Annotated in this window: 23 protein-coding genes; 6 read left to right on the forward strand and 17 right to left on the reverse strand. The window is 73.0% G+C overall.

Annotated elements, in window-relative coordinates; translation table 11 throughout:
- Positions 1-126 precede the first annotated feature (126 nt).
- From ACZ66Z_RS29075 to ACZ66Z_RS29085, 3 genes are all read left to right on the forward strand, one after another.
- The gene (locus ACZ66Z_RS29075; RefSeq protein WP_469938325.1) at positions 127-1,341 is read left to right on the forward strand and encodes an MFS transporter; all 1,215 of its coding nucleotides are present in this window, start codon (positions 127-129) and stop codon (positions 1,339-1,341) included.
- A gap of 105 nt (positions 1,342-1,446) precedes the next feature.
- Entirely contained in the window at positions 1,447-2,841 is a 1,395-nt protein-coding gene (locus tag ACZ66Z_RS29080; RefSeq protein WP_469938326.1) for a uracil-xanthine permease family protein, read from the forward strand.
- A gap of 73 nt (positions 2,842-2,914) precedes the next feature.
- Positions 2,915-3,634 carry a DUF5995 family protein gene (locus tag ACZ66Z_RS29085; RefSeq protein WP_469938327.1) on the forward strand — a complete coding sequence of 240 codons (720 nt, stop codon included), beginning with the start codon at positions 2,915-2,917 and terminating at the stop codon, positions 3,632-3,634.
- 6 nt (positions 3,635-3,640) lie between these two features.
- Here ACZ66Z_RS29085 and ACZ66Z_RS29090 read toward each other — a convergent pair whose 3' ends face one another.
- Both ACZ66Z_RS29090 and ACZ66Z_RS29095 read right to left on the reverse strand, forming a co-directional pair.
- Entirely contained in the window at positions 3,641-5,338 is a 1,698-nt protein-coding gene (locus ACZ66Z_RS29090) for a flavin monoamine oxidase family protein (protein WP_469938328.1), read from the reverse strand.
- 62 nt (positions 5,339-5,400) lie between these two features.
- Positions 5,401-6,207, reverse strand: coding sequence for a carbon-nitrogen hydrolase family protein (locus ACZ66Z_RS29095; protein ID WP_469938329.1), 807 nt, complete (start codon positions 6,205-6,207; stop codon positions 5,401-5,403).
- Between the two features lie 287 nt (positions 6,208-6,494).
- Between ACZ66Z_RS29095 and ACZ66Z_RS29100 the strand changes: the two genes are divergently transcribed.
- Complete coding sequence (locus ACZ66Z_RS29100) at positions 6,495-7,052, forward strand: Repetin (RefSeq protein ID WP_469938330.1); 558 nt, start codon at positions 6,495-6,497, stop codon at positions 7,050-7,052.
- 73 nt (positions 7,053-7,125) lie between these two features.
- Here ACZ66Z_RS29100 and ACZ66Z_RS29105 read toward each other — a convergent pair whose 3' ends face one another.
- Both ACZ66Z_RS29105 and ACZ66Z_RS29110 read right to left on the reverse strand, forming a co-directional pair.
- Positions 7,126-7,581 carry an Lrp/AsnC family transcriptional regulator gene (locus tag ACZ66Z_RS29105; RefSeq protein ID WP_015032260.1) on the reverse strand — a complete coding sequence of 152 codons (456 nt, stop codon included), beginning with the start codon at positions 7,579-7,581 and terminating at the stop codon, positions 7,126-7,128.
- Positions 7,582-7,591: 10 nt separating this feature from the next.
- On the reverse strand, positions 7,592-9,079 hold the full coding sequence (locus tag ACZ66Z_RS29110; protein ID WP_469938331.1) for an amino acid permease: 1,488 nt from the start codon (positions 9,077-9,079) through the stop codon (positions 7,592-7,594).
- Positions 9,080-9,368: 289 nt separating this feature from the next.
- Between ACZ66Z_RS29110 and ACZ66Z_RS29115 the strand changes: the two genes are divergently transcribed.
- Positions 9,369-10,418, forward strand: a complete 1,050-nt coding sequence (locus ACZ66Z_RS29115; protein WP_469938332.1) for a GDSL-type esterase/lipase family protein — start codon at positions 9,369-9,371, stop codon at positions 10,416-10,418.
- Positions 10,419-10,538: 120 nt separating this feature from the next.
- Here the strand turns inward: ACZ66Z_RS29115 and ACZ66Z_RS29120 are convergent, their stop codons facing one another.
- The 7 genes from ACZ66Z_RS29120 to fmt all read right to left on the reverse strand — a co-directional run bounded on the left by ACZ66Z_RS29120 (position 10,539) and on the right by fmt (position 17,328).
- Positions 10,539-11,981, reverse strand: a complete 1,443-nt coding sequence (locus ACZ66Z_RS29120) for a GuaB1 family IMP dehydrogenase-related protein (protein WP_469938333.1) — start codon at positions 11,979-11,981, stop codon at positions 10,539-10,541.
- A gap of 65 nt (positions 11,982-12,046) precedes the next feature.
- Entirely contained in the window at positions 12,047-12,415 is a 369-nt protein-coding gene (locus ACZ66Z_RS29125) for a barstar family protein (protein WP_469938334.1), read from the reverse strand.
- Positions 12,402-12,830, reverse strand: coding sequence for a guanyl-specific ribonuclease (locus ACZ66Z_RS29130; protein ID WP_469938335.1), 429 nt, complete (start codon positions 12,828-12,830; stop codon positions 12,402-12,404). Before ACZ66Z_RS29130 ends, ACZ66Z_RS29125 begins: the two co-directional genes overlap by 14 nt.
- A gap of 55 nt (positions 12,831-12,885) precedes the next feature.
- On the reverse strand, positions 12,886-13,902 hold the full coding sequence (locus tag ACZ66Z_RS29135; protein ID WP_469938385.1) for a sugar-binding transcriptional regulator: 1,017 nt from the start codon (positions 13,900-13,902) through the stop codon (positions 12,886-12,888).
- 167 nt (positions 13,903-14,069) lie between these two features.
- Positions 14,070-14,753, reverse strand: coding sequence for a ribulose-phosphate 3-epimerase (rpe, locus tag ACZ66Z_RS29140; RefSeq protein ID WP_469938336.1), 684 nt, complete (start codon positions 14,751-14,753; stop codon positions 14,070-14,072).
- Between the two features lie 150 nt (positions 14,754-14,903).
- A complete protein-coding gene (locus ACZ66Z_RS29145) occupies positions 14,904-16,325 on the reverse strand; it encodes an RsmB/NOP family class I SAM-dependent RNA methyltransferase (RefSeq protein ID WP_469938337.1) in 1,422 nt (473 codons plus the stop codon).
- 70 nt (positions 16,326-16,395) lie between these two features.
- On the reverse strand, positions 16,396-17,328 hold the full coding sequence (gene fmt / locus ACZ66Z_RS29150) for a methionyl-tRNA formyltransferase (protein ID WP_469938338.1): 933 nt from the start codon (positions 17,326-17,328) through the stop codon (positions 16,396-16,398).
- A gap of 229 nt (positions 17,329-17,557) precedes the next feature.
- Between fmt and ACZ66Z_RS29155 the strand changes: the two genes are divergently transcribed.
- Positions 17,558-18,076 (forward strand): hypothetical protein, encoded by a 519-nt coding sequence (locus tag ACZ66Z_RS29155; RefSeq protein ID WP_469938339.1) that lies wholly within the window; start codon positions 17,558-17,560, stop codon positions 18,074-18,076.
- Positions 18,077-18,145: 69 nt separating this feature from the next.
- On the opposite strand, the gene ACZ66Z_RS29160 is transcribed toward ACZ66Z_RS29155, so the two are convergent.
- The 6 genes from ACZ66Z_RS29160 to ACZ66Z_RS29185 all read right to left on the reverse strand — a co-directional run bounded on the left by ACZ66Z_RS29160 (position 18,146) and on the right by ACZ66Z_RS29185 (position 24,462).
- Positions 18,146-20,275: a primosomal protein N' gene (locus tag ACZ66Z_RS29160; RefSeq protein ID WP_469938340.1), complete on the reverse strand. Its 2,130-nt coding sequence runs from the start codon at positions 20,273-20,275 to the stop codon at positions 18,146-18,148.
- Positions 20,276-20,370: 95 nt separating this feature from the next.
- Positions 20,371-21,579 carry a methionine adenosyltransferase gene (metK, locus tag ACZ66Z_RS29165; RefSeq protein ID WP_469938341.1) on the reverse strand — a complete coding sequence of 403 codons (1,209 nt, stop codon included), beginning with the start codon at positions 21,577-21,579 and terminating at the stop codon, positions 20,371-20,373.
- Between the two features lie 298 nt (positions 21,580-21,877).
- Positions 21,878-23,089: a bifunctional phosphopantothenoylcysteine decarboxylase/phosphopantothenate--cysteine ligase CoaBC gene (gene coaBC / locus ACZ66Z_RS29170; RefSeq protein ID WP_469938342.1), complete on the reverse strand. Its 1,212-nt coding sequence runs from the start codon at positions 23,087-23,089 to the stop codon at positions 21,878-21,880.
- Positions 23,090-23,200: 111 nt separating this feature from the next.
- Positions 23,201-23,473, reverse strand: coding sequence for a DNA-directed RNA polymerase subunit omega (gene rpoZ, locus ACZ66Z_RS29175; RefSeq protein WP_005319902.1), 273 nt, complete (start codon positions 23,471-23,473; stop codon positions 23,201-23,203).
- A 28-nt stretch (positions 23,474-23,501) separates the two neighbouring features.
- A complete protein-coding gene (gene gmk, locus ACZ66Z_RS29180) occupies positions 23,502-24,065 on the reverse strand; it encodes a guanylate kinase (RefSeq protein ID WP_469938343.1) in 564 nt (187 codons plus the stop codon).
- A 73-nt stretch (positions 24,066-24,138) separates the two neighbouring features.
- On the reverse strand, positions 24,139-24,462 hold the full coding sequence (locus ACZ66Z_RS29185) for an integration host factor (protein ID WP_030693098.1): 324 nt from the start codon (positions 24,460-24,462) through the stop codon (positions 24,139-24,141).
- Positions 24,463-24,548: the final 86 nt, after the last annotated feature.

Here is a 24,548-nt window from a genome sequence, read left to right on the forward strand (position 1 = left end):
GCGGGATCCCCTTCCGCGGTCTATTTATCAGGCAGGGTTCCTGATAGTTTACGCGGCACACACCGGCGCACCAGTACGCACCGGCACACCCCCACACCCCGGCACACCACGACCCAGGGAGGGCCCATGGCGGCGGAGACCGTCACCAGCACCGATCGTCTCCGGCGGGCGCGCTTCGCCGTCGCCGCCGTCTTCTGCGTCCACGGCTCGGTCACCGGCAGCTTCGCGACCCGGATCCCCTGGATCCAGGAGCACGCGGGCGTGAGCGCCGGACAGCTCGGGCTCGCGCTCGCCTTCCCCGCGCTCGGCGCCTCCCTCGCGATGCCGCTCGCCGGGGCCGTCTCGCACCGCTTCGGTGCCCGCACGGCGCTGCGCGGCCTGCTCGCCCTGTGGACCCTCTCGCTCGCGCTGCCCTCGCTGGCCCCGAACATCTGGGGACTGTGCGGCGCGCTCCTCGTGTACGGGGCGACCGCCGGCATGTCCGACGTGGCGATGAACGCGCTCGGCGTCGAGACCGAGAACCGGCTCGGCAGGTCCATCATGTCGAGCCTGCACGGCATGTGGAGCGTCGGCGCCCTGCTCGGCTCCGCCGCCGGTACGGTCGCCGCCCACCTCGGCGGCGACGCCCGGCTGCACCACCTGGTCGCCGCCCTCGTGCTCACCGCGCTCGGCCTGGTCCTCTGCCAGGGCGTGCTCGACGTGCGCGGCACCCCGGAGGAGGAGCCGCCGCCGCGCTTCTCGCTGCCGCCGAGGTCCGCGCTGGTCATCGGCGCCATCGGCTTCTGCGGGGTCTTCGCCGAGGGCGCCAGCCTCGACTGGTCGGCCGTCTACCTCCGGGACGAACTGGGCAGCTCGGCGGGGCTCGCGGCCGCCTCCACGACCGCCTTCGCGCTGACGATGGCGGTGGCCCGGCTGGTCGGCGACCGGGTGGTGGACCGCTTCGGAGCGGTCCGCACGGTACGGGTCGGGGGCGCCGTCGCCACCCTCGGCGGGGTCCTGGTGGTCCTCGCCCCGCACGCCGCCGTCGCCATGGCCGGGTTCGGTCTGATCGGGCTCGGGATCGCGGTCGTCGTCCCGCTGGCCTTCGCCGCGGCCGGGCGCAGCGGCCCGAACCCGAGCCAGGCCATCGCGGGCGTCGCCACCATCACGTACACCTCGGGCCTCATCGCCCCCTCGGCGATCGGCGGCATCGCCGACGCGACCTCCCTGGTCCTCTCCTTCGGCCTGGTCACCCTGCTGTCCCTGGGGCTGGTGCTCGGCGCGGGCGTGCTGAGGACCGCGGGGCGGGAGGCGGCGTCGGCGGCGCCCGCGCCCGCGAGGAGCGGCGGCCCGGTGGGGTAGCCCGGGGTCCCGACGAGATCCCCGGTCCGGCGGCGGCGCATACCATGTGGCTGATCTTTTGCGGTCCCGACGCGGCCGCCGGAACCGGAGAACGGGAGCGACCTCATGAACCTCGGCGTGCGCTGGACCCTGCACGGCGACGGGAGAACACCCGCTCCGGGAGCCGTCGTCCGCCCGGACGAGCGGCTCTCCTGGCCCCGTACGGTCGGCCTCGGCGCCCAGCACGTCGTCGCGATGTTCGGCGCGTCGTTCGTCGCCCCGGTGCTCATGGGCCTCGACCCGAACCTCGCGATCATGATGTCCGGTGTCGCCACCGCGATCTTCCTGCTCGCGACCCGCGGCACCGTCCCGTCCTACCTGGGCTGCTCGCTCTCCTTCGTCGGCGTCGCCGCCGCCATCCGGGCCTCGGGCGGCACCAGCGCCACCGTCACCGGCGCGGTCTTCGTCGTCGGCGGGGTGCTCTTCCTGGCCGGTCTCGCCGTCCGGAAGTTCGGCGCGCGGATCATCCACGCGGCGATGCCGCCGATCGTGACCGGCGCGGTCGTCATGCTGATCGGCTTCAACCTGGCGCCGGTCACCGCGTCGACGTACTGGCCGCAGGACCAGTGGACGGCCCTGCTCGTGATGCTGTTCACCGGTCTGGCCGTGGTCTGTCTGCGCGGCTTCTGGTCCCGGATCGCGATCTTCCTCGGTCTGCTCTTCGGCTACGGCGTCTCCTGGATCTTCGACCTCGTCTTCGGAAAGATCCACTCGATGTCCCCGGGGGGCCAGGTCACCGACCACTGGCGGCTGGACCTCTCCGGCGTCTCCGAGGCCGACTGGATCGGCCTGCCGTCCCTGCACGGCCCGAGCTTCGAGTGGTCCGCGATCCTGGTCGCGCTGCCCGTCGTCATCGCACTGGTCGCGGAGAACGCCGGTCACGTCAAGGCCGTCGGCGAGATGACCGGCACGTCGCTGGACGATCAGCTCGGCACCGCGATCGCCGCCGACGGCGTCGCGTCCATGCTCTCCACCGGCGTGGGCGGACCGCCCAACACCACGTACTCCGAGAACATCGGCGTCATGGCCGCGACCCGGGTCTACTCGACCGCCGCCTACTGGGCCGCTGCCGGCTTCGCGCTGCTCTTCGGCCTCTGCCCCAAGTTCGGCGCGGTCGTCGCCGCGATCCCCGGCGGCGTCCTCGGCGGCATCACCGTGATCCTCTACGGCATGATCGGCCTGCTCGGCGCCCAGATCTGGATCAACGCCGGGGTCGACCTGCGCAACCCGCTGAACCTGGTCCCGGCCGCCGCCGGCATCATCATCGGCGTCGGCGGAGTGAAGCTGACCTTCACCGACACCTTCGAACTGGGCGGCATCGCGCTCGGCACGATCGTCGTCATCACCGGCTACCACGTCCTGCGGGCCTTCGCCCCGGCCCACCTCAAGACGCAGGAGCCGCTCCTGGACGCCGGCACCAGCTCGTACGAGACGGACGCGGACGGCGCGTCGAAGAACTGAGTGATTCGCCCGTTCTGGGTAAGCCGGGCCCGAGGAGCCCCCTCCCGGGCCCGGCGGCTGGGAGCCTGCCCCCATGGCGCAGACCCAGCAGATCGGGCAGCAGACCGGACCGCGCATCGGCCAGTTCGTCGCGGTCGACCCCGTGGTGGACCGGATGCGGGCGCTCCGCTCGGCCTGGCATCCGGCCGACGGGGTCGCCGTCTTCAACCGGGTCTATCTGACGGTCACCGAGGAGATCGGCCACGCCATCGAGGCGGGCGCCTTCGCCGACCGGCGGGCCGCCGCGACCCTCGACGTGCGGTTCGCCGAGCGCTATCTCGCGGCGGTCGACGCCGCCGCCCGCGGCCGGGCCGCGCCGGCCTGCTGGCGGCCCCTCTTCCACTACCGGCGCCATCCCGGCGTACGGCCGCTGCAGTTCGCGCTCGCCGGGATCAACGCCCACATCGGCCACGACCTGGCGCTCGCGGTGGTCGACGCCTGTCGGATCCTGGAGTGCGCGCCGACCGACCTGGAGGACGAGTTCGACCGGGTCGGCGACGTCCTCGTCCTCCTGGAGGAGCGCATCCGGGAGGAACTGATGCCGGGCCCGGACCTCCTGGAGGTCGCGGACCCGCTCACGCATCTGCTCGGCTGCTGGAGTCTGGACCGGGCCAGGGACGGCGCCTGGCTCGCCGCCCGCTCGCTCTGGCAGCTGCGCGGCCTGCCGGAGCTCGCGGGCGAGTTCACCGAGCGCCTCGACCGGTCGGTGGGCCTGGTGGGGCGGATGCTGCTCACGCCCCTCACCAGGCCCTGACGGGGATCAGTCCTCCGGCAGTTCGACCGGGGCGATCTCGTCGTACACGTCGCCCGGACCCGGGTTGGTGCCGTCGGTCGCACCACCGAAGTGGTGCATGACGCCCCAGACCGCGTTGAGCGCCGTCTGCACCGCGCCCTCGGCCCAGCCGGCCGTCCAGGAGATGTCGTCGCCGGCGAGGAAGATGCCCCGCTTGTCCTCGGGCAGCCGGTCCTGCATGAAGTGCGTGAACAGGCGGCGCTGGTAGCGGTAGTGGCCCGGCAGGTTCGCCTTGAAGGCGCCCATGAAGTAGGGCTCGTTCTCCCAGGAGACCGTCACCGGGTTGCCGATGATGTGCTTCCGGATGTCGACCTTCGGGTAGATCTCGCCGAGCGACTTCAGCATGACCTCCATCCGCTCGTTCGCCGAGAGCGGCAGCCACTTCAGGCTGTCGTCGCACCAGGTGTACGAGAGGCAGATGACGGCCGGCTTGTCCGGGCCCTCGTCGAGGAGGTAGGTGCCGCGGGTCATGCGGTCGGTCAGCGTCATCGACATGACGTCCCGACCGGTCTCCTCGTCCTTGTCCAGCCAGAAGGGACGGTCCACCGGCACGAAGAGCTTCGAGGACTCCATGTAGTGGGTGCGCTCGATCGCCGTCCAGTGGTCGATCGGGAAGAGCGAGTCGTCGCAGGCGATCTTGGACAGCAGCATCCAGGACTGCGCGGTGAAGATCGCCGCCTGGAAGGTGCGGATGTCGCCGGAGGCGTCGGTGACCGTGATCCGGTTGCCCGCCGTCCGGTTCAGCCGCGTCACGGCCGGCTTCGGGGTGCCGTCGTGCAGGGAGCTGAGCGAGGTGCCCGGCGCCCAGTGGACGATCTTCTCCGGCTCGCGCTCCCACAGGCGCATCGGCAGCTGCTGCGAGCCGCCGACGATGCCGCGGTGGTGGTCGTCGGCCTCGGTGTAGACGACGCGGAGGATCTCCAGGATGGAGTTGGGGAAGTCGGTGTCCCAGCCGCCGGTGCCGAAGCCGACCTGGCCGAAGATCTCGCGGTGGCGGAAGGACTTGAAGGCCTCGGAGTCGCAGAGGAAGCCGTAGAAGGTCTGGTTGTCGAGCTTCTCGACGAGCTTCGACCAGATCTCGCGGATGCGCGGGACGTCGCGCTCGCGCATGGCCTGGTTCATGTCGGAGAAGTCGGCGCCCTCGTCCAGGCAGGCGTTCCACGCGTTCATCACGTCGCGGTAGACCTGCGGGAGGTCGTCGACGGTGGTGGCGTAGTGCGACTCGCCCTTGAGGTCGACGACGGTCGACGGGGTCGACTCGGCCAGCGGGTTCGGGAAGGGCTTGGTCTCCAGGCCGACCAGGTCGATGTAGTACTGGAGCGCGGTCGAGGAGGGCGGGAAGCGCATGGCGCCCATCTCCGCGGTGAGGTCCTCGGTGCCGGTGCCCTCGAAGCCGACGGTGCGCAGCCGGCCGCCGATCTGGTCGGCCTCGTAGACGACGGGCTTGAGGCCCATCTTCATCAGCTCGTACGCGGCGATGATGCCGGAGAGCCCGCCGCCGATGACGGCGACCTCGGTGCCGTGCTCGGTGGCCGGTATCTGGCCGAGCCCGGCCGGGTGGGCCAGGAAGTCGTCGTAGGCGTACGGGAAGTCCGGACCGAACATGGTGATCGGCGGCTGGCCGTCGCTGTGCGGGACGGCGGTCGTGGGCACCGTGGACGTCATGGGGTACGGACTCCTTGCACGGAAAAAAGGGGGGGGAGGCGGGGAGGGGGTGGGGCGGCGGCTCAGACGAGGGAGCCGTAGAGGCCCGGGCGCCGGTCGCGCAGGTAGGGGTTCTCCGCGCGGGAGGCCGCGAGGAAGGCCGGGTCGACGTCGCCGAGGACGAGCTCCTCGCCGCGTCCGGCGCGGACCCGGGCGGTGCCGTCGGGGCCGGCCAGGGTGGAGAGGCCGACGAACTCGAAGTCGCCCTCGGGTCCGGTCCGGTTGGCGTACGCGAGGTAGAGCTGGTTCTCGAAGGCACGGACCGGCACCACGGAGAGGGGTACGACCTCGGCGGGGTGCATGAGCGCGGTCGGCACGAGGAGGAGGTCCGTGCCGGCCAGCGCGTGCGCCCGGACGTTCTCGGGGAACTCCACGTCGTAGCAGATCATCATGCCGACGGTGAGCCCGCCGAGCTCCGCCTGGGCGACGGGGCTGTCGCCGGGGGTGAACCACTTCAGCTCGAAGTCCCCGAAGAGGTGGGTCTTGCGGTACCGCAGCAGCGGGACGCCGTCGGCGCCGATGAGCTGCGCGGAGTTGTACACGACGCCGTGCCGCTCGGTGTCCCGCTCCGGGTAGCCGTAGCCGACGGCCAGGCCGTGGCGCACGGCGACGGCCGCGACGGCGCGGGCGGAGGGGCCGTCGACCGGCTCGGCCAGGCGCGCGATGTCGGCGCCGATGGCGTAGCCGGTCAGGAAGAGCTCGGGGGCGAGCAGCAGGTCGGCGCCGGCGGCCGCGGCGCGGGCGGCGGCCTCGTCGAGGATCTTGAGGTTGGCGGCCACGTCACCGAGCTCACCGGAGCTCTGGAGCAGGGCGGTGCGCAGCGCGGGCATCGGCGATCCTCGGCGGTCGAAAGTACAGGGGGAAGACGTCAAAAACGGTACGGTTTCGCGCTCCATCGGGACAAGGCGGCAGCGTTGCGGACCGACCGTCGAACCGTTGCGCGATCGGGGGGCGGCCCGTCGATTCGTTGCGCACGGCTCCGACCGGGGTCGTACGGCTCCCCCGCCGCGCGGCGGAGACGAGGACCCTTCCGCGGCCCGACGCCCCGGCGCACCCCGGGCGGAAGAGTGGTGGTCGTCCGGAAGACCTGCCGGACGACCTGCCGAAAGGGACCACGATGAACCGTCGTACGAAGATCGTCGCCGTAGCCGCCGCGGTGCTGCTCACGCTGGGGGCGGGGGGTGTCGCCGTCGCCTCGGGGAACGACGCTCCCGCTCCGGCCGCCGCCACCGTCGGGGAGGCCGCCGCGCTGACCGGCACCGCCAAGCTGTACCGGCCGGCCGGGGACGACATCACCTTCGGCTTCGACGCGCACCTGGCGGCGAAGGACGACAAGGATCCCGAGTCGGCGACCGGCACCTTCCGCTTCAGCCACTACAAGGACGGGAAGGGCGGCTACGCGGTGGCGAAGGTCGACTGCCTGGTCACCGGGGGGAAGGTGGCGGTGGTGACGGGGGTCGTCACCGAGACCGACGTGGAGGCGTTCCGGAACAAGCGGGTCGGCGTGTCCGTGCACGACCTCGGCCGGCACGACCGGCTCGGCTACAGCTGGATGACCCGGGGGCAGACCGGCGAGCTGCCGCCGTGCCAGAGCATGCCGCCCTTCGAGAAGGTGCTGCCCGGCACCGGCGACTTCAAGGTGCTGCCCTGGCAGATCGAATACCCGACCGAATAGACCGCCCCACGGGGGTAGGCGGGGTGAGGGGGCGGTGCGGGAACCACGGCCCGCGCCGCCCCCGCCGCACCCCCTACGCCGGCGAGCCCGAGGAGAAGCGCCGCAGCAGCGGCGAGAGCACCAGGACGGACTTGGTCCGCTCCACGAAGGGCTCGCCCGCGATGCGCTCCAGGACGCGCTCGAAGTGGCGCATGTCCGAGGCGAAGACCTGGACGACGGCGTCCGCGTCACCGGTGACGGTCGACGCGGACACCACCTCGGGGTACCGCTCCAGGCCCCGCCGGATGTCGTCCGGCGAGGTGTTGTGGCGGCAGTAGATCTCGACGAAGCCCTCGGTCTCCCAGCCGAGCGCCGCCGGGTCCACCCGGACGGTGAAGCCGGTGATGGCCCCCTCGGCCCGGAGCCGGTCCACGCGCCGCTTCACGGCGGGTGCGGAGAGTCCGACGAGCGAGCCGATGTCGGCGTAGCTGCGGCGGGCGTCCTCCGCGAGGGCGTGGACGATGCGTTCGTCGAGGTCGTTGAGTCGCACTACGGGTGGATCACTTCTCTGCTGGAGCCTCTGCCAGGGCCGGGGCCGTGGCCAGTCGGGAGCGGCGGATGCCGTACAGGAAGTAGAACACGAGCCCGGCGGCCATCCATCCGCCGAAGTACATCCAGGTGACGGCGTCGAGGCCGAACATGTTGTACACGCAGAAGCCCAGGCCGAGGATCGGGAAGACCGGGCCGAGGGCCACCTTGAAGGTGCGCGGCATGTCCGGGCGGGTGTAGCGGAGCACGATGACCGCGATGTTGACCAGGCCGAAGGCGAAGAGCGTGCCGATGCTGGTGGCGTCGACGAGCTTGTAGAGCGGGACGACCGACGCGAGGACGGCGCAGAAGAGCGAGACGATGACCGTGTTGACGCGCGGGGTGCCGGTCTTGCCGCTGACCTTGCCGAAGACCTTGGGGACCAGGCCGTCGCGGGACATCGCGAAGAGGATGCGGGTCTGGCCGTAGAGCACGGTGAGGACGACGCTGGCGATGGAGATGACCGCGCCGGCGGCGAGCATCGTTCCCCAGAAGGTCTGGCCGGTGACGTCGTTCATGATCGCCGCGAGCGTGGCCTCGGAGCCCTCGAACGCCTTCCAGTTCCACGCCCCGACCGCGACGGCGGCGACCAGGACGTAGAGGACGGTGACGATGAGCAGCGAGAGCATGATCGCGCGGGGCAGGTCGCGCTTGGGGTTCTTCGCCTCCTCGCCGGCCGTGGAGGCGGCGTCGAAACCGATGTACGAGAAGAACAGGCTGGCGCTCGCGGCACCGACGCCGGTCATGCCGAGCGGCATGAAGTCCTTGTAGTTGCCGGACTTGAAGCCCATGAAGCCGATCGCGCAGAAGAGCACGAGGGCGGCGATCTTCACCACGACCATGATCGTGTTGACGACGGCGGACTCGCGGGCGCCGCCGAGCAGGAACACCATGGCGAGCAGCACGACGATCAGACCGGGCAGGTTGATGACGCCGCCCTCGCCGGGGGCCGACGACAGGACGTCGGGGATGGTGACGCCGATCGTGCCGTCGAGCAGCTCGTTGAGGTACTCGCCCCAGCCGACGGCCACGGCGGCGACGGAGACGCCGTACTCCAGGACCAGACACCAGCCGCAGACCCAGGCGACGAGTTCGCCCATCGTTGCGTACGCGTACGAGTACGAGGATCCGGCGACCGGTATGGAGCCGGCCAGCTCGGCATACGAGAGAGCCGAGAACAGGGCGGTGAGACCGGCGATGACGAAGGCGATCGTGACGGCGGGGCCGGCCTTCGGGACGGCGCCGCCGAGGACGACGAAGATGCCGGTGCCGAGCGTGGCGCCGATGCTGATCATGGTCAGCTGCCACATCGAGAGCGAGCGGCGAAGGCTGCCGCCCTCTCCCTGGCCGCCCTCGTCGACCAGGCGTTCTACCGGCTTGCGGCGGACGAGCGCGCCGAGAGCGGACGTCTTCGGGGTGGTCGTGTCGACGACCGGTGGGGCTGCGCCGTGGTCCAGCACTGCGGAGGCTCCTTATCGCTGCCTGTGGGTACGGAGGCGACCGCGGCGGTGCACGGGCATGCCTGGGCAGGCCCACGGGGGGACGGAAACCGCCGAGCAGGCGGTCGCCGCCACTCCTGGTACGAGGCACGAGCCTAAGGGGAGAAGGTTCGCAGTCGTAATGCAGGGTTGTTGCGCAGTGCCGGATGATCATTGCGCTCTTCGGGCGCGGACGGGCAAACATTGCGCGCCCCCGCATGAATCGACACATCCGGGTGTGAACCGGCCCCCGCGCGCGCATGGACTCCTCATGGGGAATGACCGACGCTGCGAGCTCCTGACGACCCCGCGATCGGAGGCACCGGTGGACTGGCTCGACCCGGTGCCGTTCCTGCGCGGCACGGCCTGGCTGGACGGCGACCGGCCCGTGCGGGCCGATCCCGAGGACCTCGCACGGCTGCCGTGGGACATCGCCGAGCGGGCGGCGCTGCCCATCGGCGTACGGATCGAGTTCACGGCCGCGCCCGGCACGCGCGCGGTGGAGCTCCGCTACCGGGCGACCGTCCCGGAGCCCGGCGACCCCCTGCGCGCGCTGCGCCACTGCTTCGCCCTCTGGCAGGGGACGCGGCTCGTCGGCGAGACGTGCGCCGCCCCGGCCCCCGAGGCCGTCGTCAGGCTCCCGCTGCCCCCGGGCGGCGGTGTGTTCACCGTCCACCTCCCGGAGGGCCAGGCGCCCCTGCCGCTCGCCCTGCGGGCCGTCGGCGGCGCCCTCTCCCCCGCCCCGGCCCGGCCCCGCTGGCTCGTCCACGGCGACTCGATCACCGAGGGCTGGTGTTCGACCCGCCCGGCGCACTCCTGGCCCGCGACGGCCGGACGGCTCCTCGGCCTCGACCCGGTCAACCTGGGGTACGCGGGCGGGGCCAGGGGCGAGCTGCCCCTCGCCGAGCAGCTGGCGCGGCTCCCGGGCGAGGTCATCACCCTCGCCTTCGGCACCAACTGCTGGTCCCGGGCGCCCGCCACCGCCGACTGGCTCCACGCGACCGTCCGCGCCTACGTCGGCCTGGTCCGCCGGGGCCACCCGGAGACCCCGCTGCTCATCGTCTCGCCGGTCCTGCGCCCGGAGGCCGAGCACACCCGCAACGCCCTCGGCGCCACCCTCACGGAGCTGCGCAGGGCCATGGAACGCGCGGGGCACGACCTGGCCGCCGAGGGCGACCGCCACCTCCACGTCCTCCCCGGCCGCCCCCTCCTCGGCCCGGAACACCTGGCGGACGGCCTCCACCCGAACGACGCGGGGCACGCCCGGATGGCGGGGGCGGTGGCGGAGGCCCTGCGCGACGTCCTGGACCCGTCCCCCTGAGCCCCTGCTCCCGAGAGGGGCCCCTCCCCCGCCCACGCGACGGGGCGAGGCCCACCACGGAAACGCCTCGGGCCCCGGGAGCGAGGTCCCGGGGCCCGAGGCGTACTACGGCGTGGGCGTTCAGCTCCAGCTGGCGTGCAGCGGCTTGCCCTCGGCGTACCCCGCCGCCGACTGGATGCCGACCACCGACTTCTCCTCGAACTCCGCGAGCGACGCCGCACCGGCGTAGGTGCAGGAGGAGCGGACGCCCGCGATGATCGAGTCGATCAGGTCCTCGACGCCCGGACGCTGCGGGTCGAGGAACATGCGCGAGGTGGAGATGCCCTCCTCGAACAGCGCCTTGCGGGCGCGGTCGTAGGAGGACTCGTCGGAGGTCCGGTTCCGGACGGCGCGGGCCGAGGCCATGCCGAAGGACTCCTTGTAGGCACGGCCCTTGGCGTCGTGCTGGAGGTCGCCCGGGGACTCGTACGTGCCGGCGAACCAGGAGCCGATCATCACGTTGGACGCGCCGGCGGCGAGCGCCATGGCGACGTCGCGCGGGTGACGGACACCGCCGTCGGCCCAGACGTGCTTGCCGTACTTCTTCGCCTCGGCGGCGCACTCCAGGACGGCGGAGAACTGCGGCCGGCCGACGCCGGTCATCATGCGGGTGGTGCACATGGCGCCGGGGCCGACACCGACCTTGATGATGTCCGCGCCCGCCTCGATGAGGTCCTTGACGCCCTCGGCGGCGACGATGTTGCCCGCGACGATCGGGACCTGCGGGTCGAGCGCCCGCACGGTGCGGATCGCGCTGATCATCGACTCCTGGTGGCCGTGCGCGGTGTCGATGACGAGCGTGTCGACGCCCGCGTCGAGCAGCTGCTTGGCCTTGCCGGCCACGTCGCCGTTGATGCCGACGGCGGCGGCGACGCGGAGCCGGCCCTCGGCGTCGACGGCCGGGGAGTACAGGGTCGCGCGCAGGGCGCCCTTGCGGGTGAGGATGCCGACGAGCTTGCCGTCCGCGTCCACGGCCGGGGCGTAGCGGCGGTTGTGGGCGTCGAGGGTGTTGAAGGCCTCGCGCGGGTCGATGTCGGCGTCCAGGAGCAGCAGGTCCTTGGACATGACCTCGGAGAGCTGCGTGAAGCGGTCCACGCCGGAGAGGTCGGCGTCGGTGACGACGCCCACCGGGCGGCGGTGCTCGTCGACGACGACGCCGGCGTCGTGGGCCCGCTTCGGGAGCAGGGAGAGCGCGTCGGCGACGGTCTGGTGCGGCTCCAGGACGATCGGGGTGTCCAGCACGTGGTGGCGGCTCTTCACCCACGAGATGACGTCGGTGACGACCTCGATCGGGATGTCCTGCGGGATGACGACCAGGCCGCCGCGGCGGGCGACCGTCTCGGCCATCCGGCGACCGGCGATGGCGGTCATGTTGGCCACGACGAGCGGGATCGTCGTCCCGGTCCCGTCCGGAGAGGAGAGGTCCACGGCCTGGCGGGAACCGACGGCCGAGCGGCTCGGCACCATGAACACATCGTCGTACGTCAGGTCGTAGGGCGGCTTGACGTCATTGAGGAAACGCACGTGCTGACATCCCAGTCGTTCGGATCGGCCCCTAGGCATTTCAGCCAGGGGAAAAAGCACGTAGTTCATTGTCCCACGCGGGGTGGCGCGGGCGGTGCGGGCGGATCGTCCGAGCCTTGGGCAGGGTGTGCTGTCGGATCCTCCGAACGGCCGAGCGAGAGGAGGACCGCGAGGCCGGCGGAGCTGGCCCGGGCCGCCGCCGAGAAGACCTCCTGGGCGATGGCCCAGTCGTGGGGACTGGCCTCGGCATAAGACTGCCAGCCGGTCACGACGACCGCCATGGGTTCGCGCATGTCGGCGAGGGAATCGGCGAGGGCGTCCCAGTTGCGGCCGAACCAGACGGGCAGCGGGAGCGCGCGGACGCAGCGGTTCATGAAGGCGACCTTGTCGGTGACCCCGTGCAGGTCGAGGACGACGGCGTCATCGATCCTCATCCGCGACCACCTCCCGGAACGTCTCGTAGTGGTCGTCCGTGTAGTACGTCTCCCCGCTCCGCCCGGTGACGACGCGCCGGGCGCCCCGGTCGTGCTCGCCGGGGGTCCTCACCGTGTACTCGTGGTAGTACCCGCGTTCACGGCGGGGCAGGACGCGCTCGAAGTTCGAGAAGACGGCGCCGTCCTTGGCGTACGGGAAGGGGCCGCCGCGCGCGATGAGGTCGAGCGTCCGCCGCGCCTCGGGAGGCAGCTCCGACACCCGTACGGCGGGGAGTCCCGAGGTGCCGGTGGACGCGGTCGCGGCCGTACGGGTCGGGGCCCGGTCCACGGCGGCGCCGCCGCCCGCCGAGGAGCAGCCGGCCAGGAGGACGGCGAGGACGAGCGCGAGGAGCACGCGCGGGGGCCGGAGCAGCATGTCCCGAACATATCGTCGCGGGACGGCTCCGGCCCCTGCCGCCGTGCGGCCTCGCTCAGTTGCCGTCGGGGTCCCTGCGGTCGAGCGCCGGGTGCGTGCCCGGGCTGGACTCGGTGAGCAGGTAGTCCGCCGCGGCGCGGTCGGTGACCAGGCTGGTGACGAGCCCGGAGCGGAGCACCGCCCCGATCGCGGCGGCCTTGCGCTGGCCGCCGGCGATCGCCACGACCTCGGGGATCCGGCGCAGCCGGTCCGCCTCGACGGTGATGCAGCGCTCGCCCAGGTCGCGGCCGACCCGGCGCCCCTCGGCGTCGAAGAGGTGCGCGGACATCTCGGCGGCGACGCCCAGCGAGGCGTAGTGGGCGCGCTCGGCGTCGGAGAGCATGTCGTGGACGGTCGAGATGCCCGGTTCCCAGGAGCCGATGGAGACGCAGGCGACGGTGACCTTGTCGAAGTACTCGAAGGCCCGCGCGATGCCGGTCTGGCTGCGCAGCGCGGCGGCGGTCGCCGGGTCGGGCAGCAGCATGGGCGCGTAGATGGGGTGGGCCTCGCCGCCGGAGACCTGGGCGGCGCGCCGCACGGCCTCGACGGAGCCGCGCTCGGCGGTCCCGGCGTCGTACACACCGGTGAGCTGGACGACCGTGCAGGGCGGCAGCCGGTCGAGGGCCGCCGCCATGTGGATGGTGGAGCGGCCCCAGGCCAGGCCGAGGACGTCGCCCTCGGCGACGAGTTCGCCGAGCAGGTCGGCCGCGACCTCGCCGAGGTTCTCCGGGTCGGGCGACTCGTCGTCGCCCTCCGCCGGGGACTCTACGACGACGGCGTGGCGGAGCCCGTAGCGGGCGCGGAGCGCGTCGGAGCGCTCGGCGTCCAGCTCGGCCGGCACGCGGATCTCGATCCGCACGAGGTCGCGCTCCAGGGCGGTCTCCAGGACCCGGGCCACCTTGAAGCGGCTCACGCCGAACTCCTCGGCGATCTGGATCTTGGACTTGCCCTCGAGGTAGAAGCGGCGGGCCATGGCCGCCGCCTGCACCAGCTCCGCGGGGCCCATCCGCAGGGCTGACCGTCCCGCCGACATACCCGCCACCGCGATCTCCTCACTGCTGTTCACGTACCGCTGTTCACGTACGGAAGTCACATACCGATGTCGTTCACACTCTGGACTCGCCGTTCATCCTGTCAGATCCGACGAGCCTTGATCAGTCCTGTCGGCGGCCCGACGGACCGCGTTCATCCGCCGGAGGCTCAGTGGCCACACGCCCACGCGGCGGAGGCGGTCGCGGTCTCCGCGCGGGCCCTGAGCGAGGCGACGGCCGCGGCCGGGTCCGCCGCTCCGTAGACCGCGGAACCCGCGACGAAGACGTCGGCGCCGGCCTCGGCGCACCGCTCGATCGTGGACTCGGCGACCCCGCCGTCGACCTGGAGCCACAGCTCCAGGCCGTGCTTGGAGATCAGCTCGCGGGTGCGGCGGATCTTGGGGAGCATGATGTCGAGGAAGGCCTGGCCGCCGAAGCCGGGCTCGACGGTCATGATGAGCAGCATGTCGAGCTCGGGGAGCAGGTCCTCGTACGGCTCGATGGGCGTGGCCGGCTTGAGCGCCATCGAGGCGCGCGCGCCCTTGGCCCGGATCTCCCGGGCGAGCCGGACCGGTGCCGCGGCGGCCTCGACGTGGAAGGTCACCGAGCCGGCGCCCGCCTCCACGTACTGCGGGGCCCAGCGGTCGGGGTCCTCGATCATCAGGTGGCAGTCGAGCGGGGTGTCCGTCGCGCGGGCCAGCGACTCCACGATCGGGACGCCCAGCGTCAGGTTGGGCACGAAGTGGTTGTCCATCACGTCGACGTGCAGCCAGTCCGCGCCACCGACGGCCTCGGCCTCGTCGGCGAGCCGGGCGAAGTCCGCGGACAGGATGCTGGGGTTGATCTGCGCCATGAGCCAAGCCTCCCACGTTCTTGGGCACTTCTTTGCCGCTGAGCGGTTTCGGATCCGGTCCAGACCAATTTCGGTACGAAGCGACGAGTCCGGGACCCGTACAGACCGGGAGATTGCGGCCAGGTGGCCGAGCGGTCCGGCGGCCGGGACTCAGGCGGTCCGGCGCAGCAGCGCCAGGTACATGGCGTCCGTGCCGTGCAGATGCGGCCACAGCTGGACGTCAGGGCCGTCGCCGAGCGCCGGGACGCCGGGCAGCAGCGGGCGGGCGTCGATCAGCTCGGCGCCGCCGACCTTCTTGAGGACGTCGTCGACGACCACGCGGGTCTCGGCGAGGTGCGGCGAGCAGGTCGCGTACCCCACCACGCCCCCGACGCGCACGGCGCTCAGCGCCTCGGTGAGCAGGGCGCGCTGGAGCGGGCCGAAACCGTCCAGGTCCTCGGGGCGGCGGCGCCAGCGGGCCTCGGGGCGGCGGCGCAGGGCGCCGAGGCCCGAGCACGGCACGTCCATGAGGACCCGGTCGAAGGAGCCGGGGCGCCACGGCGGACGGGTGCCGTCGGCGGCGATCACCTGGTACGGGCCGGGGTTCCCGGCGAGGGCGCGCTCGACGAGGCGGGCGCGGTGCGGCTGCTTCTCGGAGGCGAGGAGCGTCGCGCCCCGCTCGGAGGCGAGCGCGGCGAGCAGCGCGGCCTTGCCGCCGGGTCCCGCGCAGCCGTCGAGCCAGCGGGTGTCACCGCCCTCCAGGGGCGCGCCGGCGAAGGCGATCGCGACGAGCTGGCTGCCCTCGTCCTGCACGCCGGCCCGGCCCTCCTTGACCGCCTCGATGGCGCCGGGCTCGCCGCCCTCGGCCATCCGCAGGGCGTACGGCGACCAGCGGCCGGGCTCGGTCTCGGCCGTGGCGGCCAGCTCCTCGGTGGTGACCCGGCCGGGCCGGGCGACGAGGGTGACCTCGGGCCGCTCGTTGTCGGCCTCCAGCAGGCTCTCGATCCCGGCACGGCCGCCGCCCAGGGCGTCCCACAGCGCGGAGACGACCCAGCGGGGGTGCGAGTGGACGACGGCGAGGTGGTCCTCGGCGTCCTCGTCGTACGGCGGGGCGACCTGCTCCACCCAGGCGTCGAGGTCCTGCTGCGAGATCTTCCGCAGCACGGCGTTCACGAACTTGGCGCGTCCGTCACCGAGCACCACCCGGGCCAGCTCGACCGTGGCGGAGACGGCGGCGTGGGTCGGGATCCGGGTGCCCAGGAGCTGGTGGGCGCCGAGCGAGAGGACGTCGAGCACGGGCGGGTCGACCTCGCGCAGCGGCCGGTCGACGCAGGCCGCGATGATCGCGTCGTACGTGCCCTGCCTGCGCAGCGTCCCGTAGACGAGCTCGGTCGCGAGCGCCGCGTCCCGCCCGTCGAACTTCTCGGGCCCCTCCTTCTCGCGGGCCTTCCTGAGCAGCGGCGGCAGCACCAGGTTCGCGTAGGCGTCCCGCTCGTCCACCGCCCTCAGCGCCTCGAAGGCGAGCATCCGGACGGGGTCCTTCTGGGGCCGCCGGTAGGGCTTGTGGGGACGGCGACGTGCCTGCTCGCTCAAAGGTGCTCCGCGTGACGAAATGAGGGGTCGAACGCTCCCAGCCTACGTCGCCCGCGGAGCCGCCCGCGTCCTACGCCCCGAGCCGCTCGCCGGGGGCGATCCGGACGCCACGGGCCCAGTCGGCGGCCTTCATGGGCTTCTTGCCCTGGGGCTGGACCCAGAGCAGTTCCACGCCGTACGAGCCGGTGCCCGCGTACACGTTGTTCTTGCCCACCGCGAGCTCGCCCGGGGCGAGGTCGGTGCGGTCCGGGAGGGGGGCGACCTGGATCAGCTTGAGGCGTTCGCCGCGGAAGACGGTCCAGGCGCCGGGGGCCGGGGTGCAGCCGCGGACCACCCGGTCCACCCGGAGCGCGGGGGCGGCGAAGTCGACGTGGGCGTCCTCGACCTGGATCTTCGGGGCGAGGGTGACGCCCTCGACGGGCTGCGGGACGGCCCGGAGCGTGCCGTCCTCGATGCCGTCCATGGTCGCGGCGAGCAGTCCGGCGCCCGCGAAGGCGAGCCGGGTGAGCAGGTCGCCGCTGGTGTCGGTCGGGCGGATGTCCTCGGTGACGACGCCGTAGACCGGCCCGGAGTCGAGGCCCTCCTCGATGAGGAAGGTGGAGGCGCCCGTCACCTGGTCGCCGGCCATCAGGGAGTGCTGGACGGGCGCCGCGCCCCGCCAGGCGGGCAGCAGCGAGAAGTGCAGGTTGACCCAGCCGCGGGCGGGGACGTCGAGCGCGACCTTGGGCAGCAGCGCGCCGTACGCGACGACCGGGCAGCAGTCCGGCGCGATCTCCCGCAGCCGGGCGAGGAACTCCTCGTCGCGCGGCCTGGCCGGCTTCAGGACCTCGATCCCGGCCTCCTCCGCCCGCTGGGCCACCGGGCTGGCGACGAGCCGCCGGCCGCGTCCCGCCGGGGCGTCCGGCCGGGTGACCACGGCGGCCACCTCGTGCCGCCCGGAGGCGAGCAGGGCGTCCAGGGCGGGAACGGCGACCTCGGGGGTGCCTGCGAAGACGAGCTTCATGGGTGGCGACTGCCTGTCTCTCCGGGGGCGTTGTGAGCAGCGCACCAGTCTAGGGCCGGGGGGCGGAGGGGGCGTACGGAAGGGCGAGCGCCCCGCGCATATGCGTGTACGCCCCCGCAGCGTGACCCAACTCCCGGTGGCGCGTTGGTCAAGAGAGATTGACCGAATCGGGCCGCTGTTCCCCCCTCCGCGGCCCGCTCCCTTAAACGCCGGTTCGAGAGGCTTTCACATGGCCGACCACGCAACCCACGACGCCCAAGCCCGGGCAAGTCTGCACCTGTTGGTGCGGGACATCGAGCGGGTCCGGCGGCAGGTGGACGCACTGCGCACGCTCACGGCCCAGTTGGGCAACGTCTACCGCCCTCGCCGCTCCGGCCCGTCGACGGGCTTCGTCGTCTACGGGCGCGCGCCCGCCCCCACCGTACGCCTCGCCCAGGAGCTGCGGGACAGCGTCGAGACCCTGGTGACCGCGGCGGTCGACTTCGACCGCTCGCTCGGGTTCTCCTGGGACGCGGTGGGTTCCGCCCTCGGCGTCACCAAGCAGGCCGTCCACCGCCGCTACGGCGCCCGGCGCGCGCCCCAGCCGGGTGCGGCCGTGGAGCAGGACCACGCGGTGGAGCCGGGCGTGGCCCGCGCGCTCCCGTCGGTCCCCGCCGCCCGTTCGATGCCGCCGCAGCCCACCTCGGGCAGCTCCGCCCTCCGCGAGGACCCGCGCCCGTCGGCCTTCCCCGGCCCGCGCAACGCCTGACCGCCGAGCTCCGCACGGCCGCCCGCCCCACCGGGGACGGGCGGCCGTGGCGTTTCCGGGGGCGTCCCGTCAACCGATGTCCGGCGGGTCCACGCGGATCCGCACCGGATCCCCGCCGCCCCGCGCGAGGCGCCCGGCCCGGGCCTGCTTGAGCGAGGTCGCGAGGGCCGCGCCGCTGCCCGGCGGGACCCGGACCAGGGCCCGGTCCCACTGCTCGCCCGGCGGCGGGTCGCCGGGTCTGCGGGGCCCGCCGGGGCGGACGACGGGCAGCGGCACGGGCCCGAGGACCTCGGCGTCGGCGGGGAGCCCGGCCGACGCCAGGAAGCCCTCGACGACCTCCGGCGGCCCGGTCACGGCGGCCATCCGGGAGACCGGCGGGAAACCCAGCTCGGCCCGCTCGGCCAGCTCCCGCCGGGCGTGCCCGGCCGGGTCCCAGCGGACGAGGGCCTGGACGGGCCGGAGGGTCGGTTCGGCGACCACGACGACGGTGCCGCCCTCGGCCTGCCCCCGGACCAGCGAGGCCGCGTCGATCCAGCGGCGCAGCGCCTCCTCGCCCGCACGCAGATCGGGCCGGCCGAGCATGGCCCAGCCGTCGAGGAGCAGCGCGGCCGCGTAGCCGCCCTCGGCGACGGGCTCGGCTCCGGGAGTGGAGACGACGAGCGCGGGGCGCCCGGGCACGCTGTCCAGGACGTGGTCGCGTCCGGAGGTCCGTACGGGAACGGCGGGGAACGCCCGGCCGAGCTCCTCCGCGGTCCGCCGGGCCCCGACCACCTGGGCCCGCAGCCGGGTCGCGCCGCACTCCGCGCAGTGCCAGTCGGGGGCGCCGAGACCGCACCAGCCGCACCGCAGCTCCTGCTGCTCGGGGGCTTCCAGCGGCCCGGCGCAGTGCCGGCAGCGGGCGGGCGTGCGGCAGCGCTCGCAGGCCAGCCTCGGCACGTAGCCCCGGCGGGGGACCTGGACGAGCACCGGCCCGCTCCTGAGCCCCTCCCGGACCACCTGCCAGGCGAGCGTGGGCAGTCGGGCGGCCCGCGCGGCCTCGTCGCGGGCGAGGTCGGTGTCGCCGACGGTCCGCACCAGCGGCGCGGCGGTCCGCACCTGGTCCCGGCCGGCGGCCAGCGGGCGCGCCCAGCCGGACTCGACGAGCTGCGCGGCCTCGACGGTGCAGCTGGTCGAGCCGAGCAGGAAGGCGCACCGGTCCTGGGCGGCGCGCAGCAGCAGCACCTCGCGGGCGTGGGGCTGCGGGGCGTGCGGTTCGCTGTGGCTGCCGTCGCCGTCGTCCCAGATGACGACGAGTCCGAGGTCCCGTACGGGCGCGAACATGGCCGCGCGGGTGCCGACGGCGGCCCGCACGGCGCCGCGCCGGACGGCGAGCCACTGCGCGTACCGCTTCTCGGGGCCCGCCTCGGCGGTGAGCAGCGCGTGCCGCCCCTCCCCCAGGACCTCGGTCAGGGCCGCGTCGACCCGGCCCGCGGCCCGTCCGTCGGGGACGACGACGAGCGCCCCCCGCCCGGAGGCGAGGGTCGCGGCGACGGCGCGGGCGATCTCCTGGGCCCAGTACGGCCCCGGCAGCGCGTTCCACACGGCCCGGGGCGCCCCGCCGCACGCGAGGGAGTCCAGGAACGCCGGCCCCTGCTCGTACCGCGTCCAGCTGCCCGGCTCCGGTGGACCCGGCGGCGGCAGCGGCGCGGGCGAGGGCCGGCCCTCCGCCTTGGCGCTGCGCGGCGGCACGGCGAGCTGGAGGACGTCGGCGAGGCTGCCCGCGTACCGGTCGGCGACGGCCCGGGCGAGGCCGAGCAGCTCGGGTCCGAGCACCGGCTCGGGCGAGACGACGTCGGCGAGCGCGGCCAGCGGCCCGGAGTAGTCCGAGGTGGCCCGCCGCTCGACGAGGAACCCGTCGATGAGCCGTCCGCCCTCGCGCCGCCCGTTCTTGACCTGGTGGGCCCCCGCCCCGAACCGCACCCGTACCCGCACCCCGGGCCGGGCGGCCCCGTCCAGCTCCTCGGGGACCGCGTAGTCGAAGAACTGGTCGAGGTGGAGCGCCCCCTTGTTCACGACGACCCTCGCGACCGGCAGCTCCTTGGCCAGCGCGGCCCCCCGCCACGTCCGCGGCTTGGCCCGCGGCACCTTCGCCTTCCGGACGGTCTCCCGGATGAGCGCGAGCTGCTCGTGCTCGTCGGACTTCTCGTTCTCGCTGCTCACAGCCCCATACCTACCAGACGTCACCGACAGCGGGACATGGCCGAAGCCCGGCACCCCGCGAGGGGGTACCGGGCTTCGGGCGTCCGTGGTCCGGGCTACAGGCCGGTGGCCTGCCGCAGGGCGTCCACGCGGTCCGTGCGCTCCCAGGTGAAGTCCGGCAGCTCACGGCCGAAGTGGCCGTAGGCGGCGGTCTGGGAGTAGATCGGGCGGAGCAGGTCGAGGTCGCGGATGATCGCGGCCGGGCGGAGGTCGAAGACCTCGGCGATGGCGTTCTCGATCTTCTCGTTCTCGACGGTGTTGGTGCCGAAGGTCTCGACGAAGAGGCCGACGGGCTCGGCCTTGCCGATCGCGTAGGCGACCTGGACCTCGCAGCGCGAGGCGAGGCCCGCGGCGACGACGTTCTTGGCGACCCAGCGCATGGCGTAGGCGGCCGAGCGGTCGACCTTGGACGGGTCCTTGCCGGAGAAGGCGCCGCCGCCGTGGCGGGCCATGCCGCCGTAGGTGTCGATGATGATCTTGCGACCGGTGAGGCCGGCGTCGCCCATCGGGCCGCCGATCTCGAAGCGGCCGGTCGGGTTCACGAGCAGGCGGTAGCCCTCGGTGTCGAGCTTGATGCCGTCCTCGACGAGCTGCGCCAGCACGTGCTCGACGACGAACTCGCGGATGTCGGGCGCGAGCAGCGACTCGAGGTCGATGTCCGAGGCGTGCTGCGAGGAGACGACGACCGTGTCGAGGCGGACGGCCTTGTCGCCGTCGTACTCGATGGTGACCTGGGTCTTGCCGTCGGGGCGCAGGTACGGGATGGTCCCGTTCTTGCGGACTTCGGTGAGGCGGCGGGAGAGCCGGTGCGCGATGTGGATCGGCAGCGGCATCAGCTCGGGGGTCTCGTCCGACGCGTAGCCGAACATCAGGCCCTGGTCGCCGGCGCCCTGCTTGTCGAGCTCGTCCTCGTCGCCCTCGACCCGCTTCTCGTACGCGGTGTCCACGCCCTGGGCGATGTCCGGGGACTGGGATCCGATGGACACCGACACGCCGCAGGAGGCGCCGTCGAAGCCCTTCTTCGAGGAGTCGTAACCGATCTCGAGGATCTTGTTCCGGACGAGGGTCGGGATGTCCGCCCACGCCTTGGTGGTCACCTCACCGGCGACGTGCACCAGGCCCGTGGTGATCAGCGTCTCGACGGCGACGCGCGAGGTGGGGTCCTCGCGCAGCAGCGCGTCGAGAATGGTGTCGCTGATCTGGTCAGCGATCTTGTCGGGGTGGCCCTCGGTGACGGACTCCGAGGTGAACAGACGACGGGACACAACGCTCCCTGGGGTTGCAGCGGCTGCTGGCTACTCGTGACGCGGACCGGCAGGGGGCTGCGCCCCGCGACGTTCCACGAACAGTCTATCGGTCGTGGTCGGGCAATGGACCAGGTGTCTCGCCTGGCGAATGCCGCTGGACGGGCGGAACCGGCCTCCGGCAAGGCAGACCTGCCCAGCCGGGTGGGGCGCAAATCACTCGTCAGGCGGTGTTTCGCGCCTCCCGGGGACCGGTTCGCGCCCCCCGGGGCGGGGGCGCGCCGGTGCCGGGGTCCGCCGCGAGGGCGGCCAGGATGCGTCAGGTCGCGGGGCGCAGCCGCGGCAGGACCAGGTCCCAGACCGTCTCGGCGAGCGCTTCCTTCGGCCCGTACGGCACGGGGGTCTCGGCGCCGTCCGACGCGAGGACGACGGCCTCGTTCTCCTCGGAGCCGAAGGTCTTCCGCTCCCCGACCTCGTTGACGACGAGGAGGTCGCAGCCCTTGCGGCGGAGCTTCGCGCGCCCGTTGGCGAGGACGTCGTCGGTCTCGGCGGCGAAACCGACGACCACCTGGCCGGGCAGGGCGCGGTCGGCGGACAGCTCGGCGAGGACGTCGGGGTTGCGGACGAGTTCGATCGTGGGCGCGCCCCCGTCGTCCGTCTTCTTGATCTTCCCGGGGGCGTAGGCGGCCGGGCGGAAGTCGGCGACGGCGGCGGCCATCACGACCGCGTCGGCGTCGGCGGCGGCCTTGAGGACGGCCTCGCGGAGCTGGACGGCGGTGCCGACGTGGACCACGTCGACCCCGGCGGGGTCGGCGATGCCGGTGTTCGCCTCGACGAGGGTGACCCGGGCGCCCCGGGCGGCGGCGGCCTTCGCGAGGGCGTAGCCCTGCTTCCCCGAGGAGCGGTTGCCGAGGTAGCGGACGGGGTCGAGGGGTTCGCGGGTGCCGCCCGCGCTGACCACGACGTGGCGTCCGGCGAGGTCGGGCGCCGCGGTGCCGCGGGCGAGGATCCGGCGGCAGACCTCGAAGATCTCCCCCGGCTCGGGGAGCCGGCCCTTGCCGGTGTCGACGCCGGTGAGGCGGCCGACGGCGGGCTCGATGACGACGGCGCCGCGGCGGCGCAGGGTGGCGACGTTCTCCTGGGTCGCCGGGTGCTCCCACATCTCGGTGTGCATGGCGGGGGCGAAGACGACCGGACAGCGCGCGGTGAGCAGCGTGTTGGTGAGCAGGTCGTCCGCGAGGCCGTGGGCGGCCTTGGCGAGCATGTCGGCGGTGGCGGGGGCGACGACGACGAGGTCGGCGGCCTGGCCGATCCGCACGTGCGGGACCTCGTGGACGGACTCCCACACCTCGGTGGAGACCGGGTTGCCGGAGAGCGCGGACCAGGTGGCGGCGCCGACGAAGTGGAGGGCGGAGTCGGTGGGCACGACGCGCACGTCGTGGCCCGACTCGGTCAGCCGGCGCAGCAGCTCGCACGCCTTGTAGGCGGCGATGCCGCCGCTCACGCCCAGGACGACCTTCGGCTCGGCCACCACGCTCACTGTTGCTCCCCGCACTCGGATGCGTACGACTCCATGAGACACCACAGGCCCGGCGGATGTTCCGCCGGGCCTGTGGTGACAAGCGTTACAAGCGCTACGTGCTTACTGCGCGGGGCCCTCGATGGCCTCGGACGTCAGCAGACCCGCGTTGATCTCGCGCAGGGCGATCGAGAGCGGCTTCTCGTGGACGTGGGTGTCGACGAGCGGACCCACGTACTCCAGCAGGCCCTCGCCGAGCTGGGAGTAGTACGCGTTGATCTGACGCGCGCGCTTGGCCGCGTAGATCACGAGGCTGTACTTCGAGTCGGTGGCCTCGAGCAGCTCGTCGATCGGCGGGTTGATGATGCCCTCGGGCGCGGTGATGGAAGAGGACACGCTCTACCTTCCGAAGATGGAAAAAAGATCAGACAACGTGCATCAACGTTAGCAGCTCGCGTGCGACGTCCTCGACGGAGGTGTTGACGAGGGTGGTGTCGAACTCCGACTCGGCGGCCAGCTCGACCTTCGCGGCCTCGAGCCGGCGCTCGATGACCTCGGGCGACTCCGTGCCGCGGCCGGTGAGCCGGCGGACCAGCTCCTCCCAGCTCGGCGGGGCCAGGAAGACCAGCTGGGACTCGGACATGGAGTCCTTCACCTGGCGGGCGCCCTGGAGGTCGATCTCCAGGAGCACGGGCTCGCCGGCGCCGAGGCGCTCGAGGACGGCGCCGCGCGGGGTGCCGTAGCGGTTGCCCGCGAACTCGGCCCACTCGAGGAGCTCACCGTTGGCGATCAGCTTGTCGAACTCGTCGTCCGCGACGAAGAAGTAGTGGACGCCGTGCTTCTCGCCGGGGCGGGGCTTCCGGGTCGTCGCCGACACCGAGAGCCAGACCTCGGGGTGGACCTTGCGCATATGAGCGACGACCGTGCTCTTGCCGACCCCTGAGGGGCCGGAGAGCACGGTCAGCCGCGGACGTACCTCTGCTGCCATGCAGCGATTATTCCAGCTTCACCGGCATGCCCGGGACGCACGCCCCGGATCGGAGGCCGGACCGGCCGCCCGATCAGGCGCCGGTGCTGCCGAACTCGCGCTCCAGGGAGGCGATCTGGTTGGAGCCGAGACCACGGACGCGACGGCTCTCGGAGATGCCGAGACGCTCCATGATCTGCTTGGCGCGGACCTTGCCGACGCCGGGCAGCGACTCGAGCAGCGCGGAGACCTTCATCTTGCCGATGACGTCGTTCTCCTGGCCGCTCTTGATGACCTCGTGGAGGGAGGCGCCGGAGTGCTTGAGTCGATTCTTGACCTCGGCCCGCTCCCGGCGAGCCGCGGCGGCCTTTTCGAGCGCGGCTGCGCGCTGTTCAGGGGTAAGGGGCGGAAGAGCCACGCCTACGTCACCTCGGATGTCGATCTGTCGGATACGGACCGGTGAGGAACCTGGACGCCCCACACCAGTGGAGCAACGCTCAACGG

It is taken from the genome of Streptomyces sp. NPDC107498 (genome assembly GCF_055582805.1).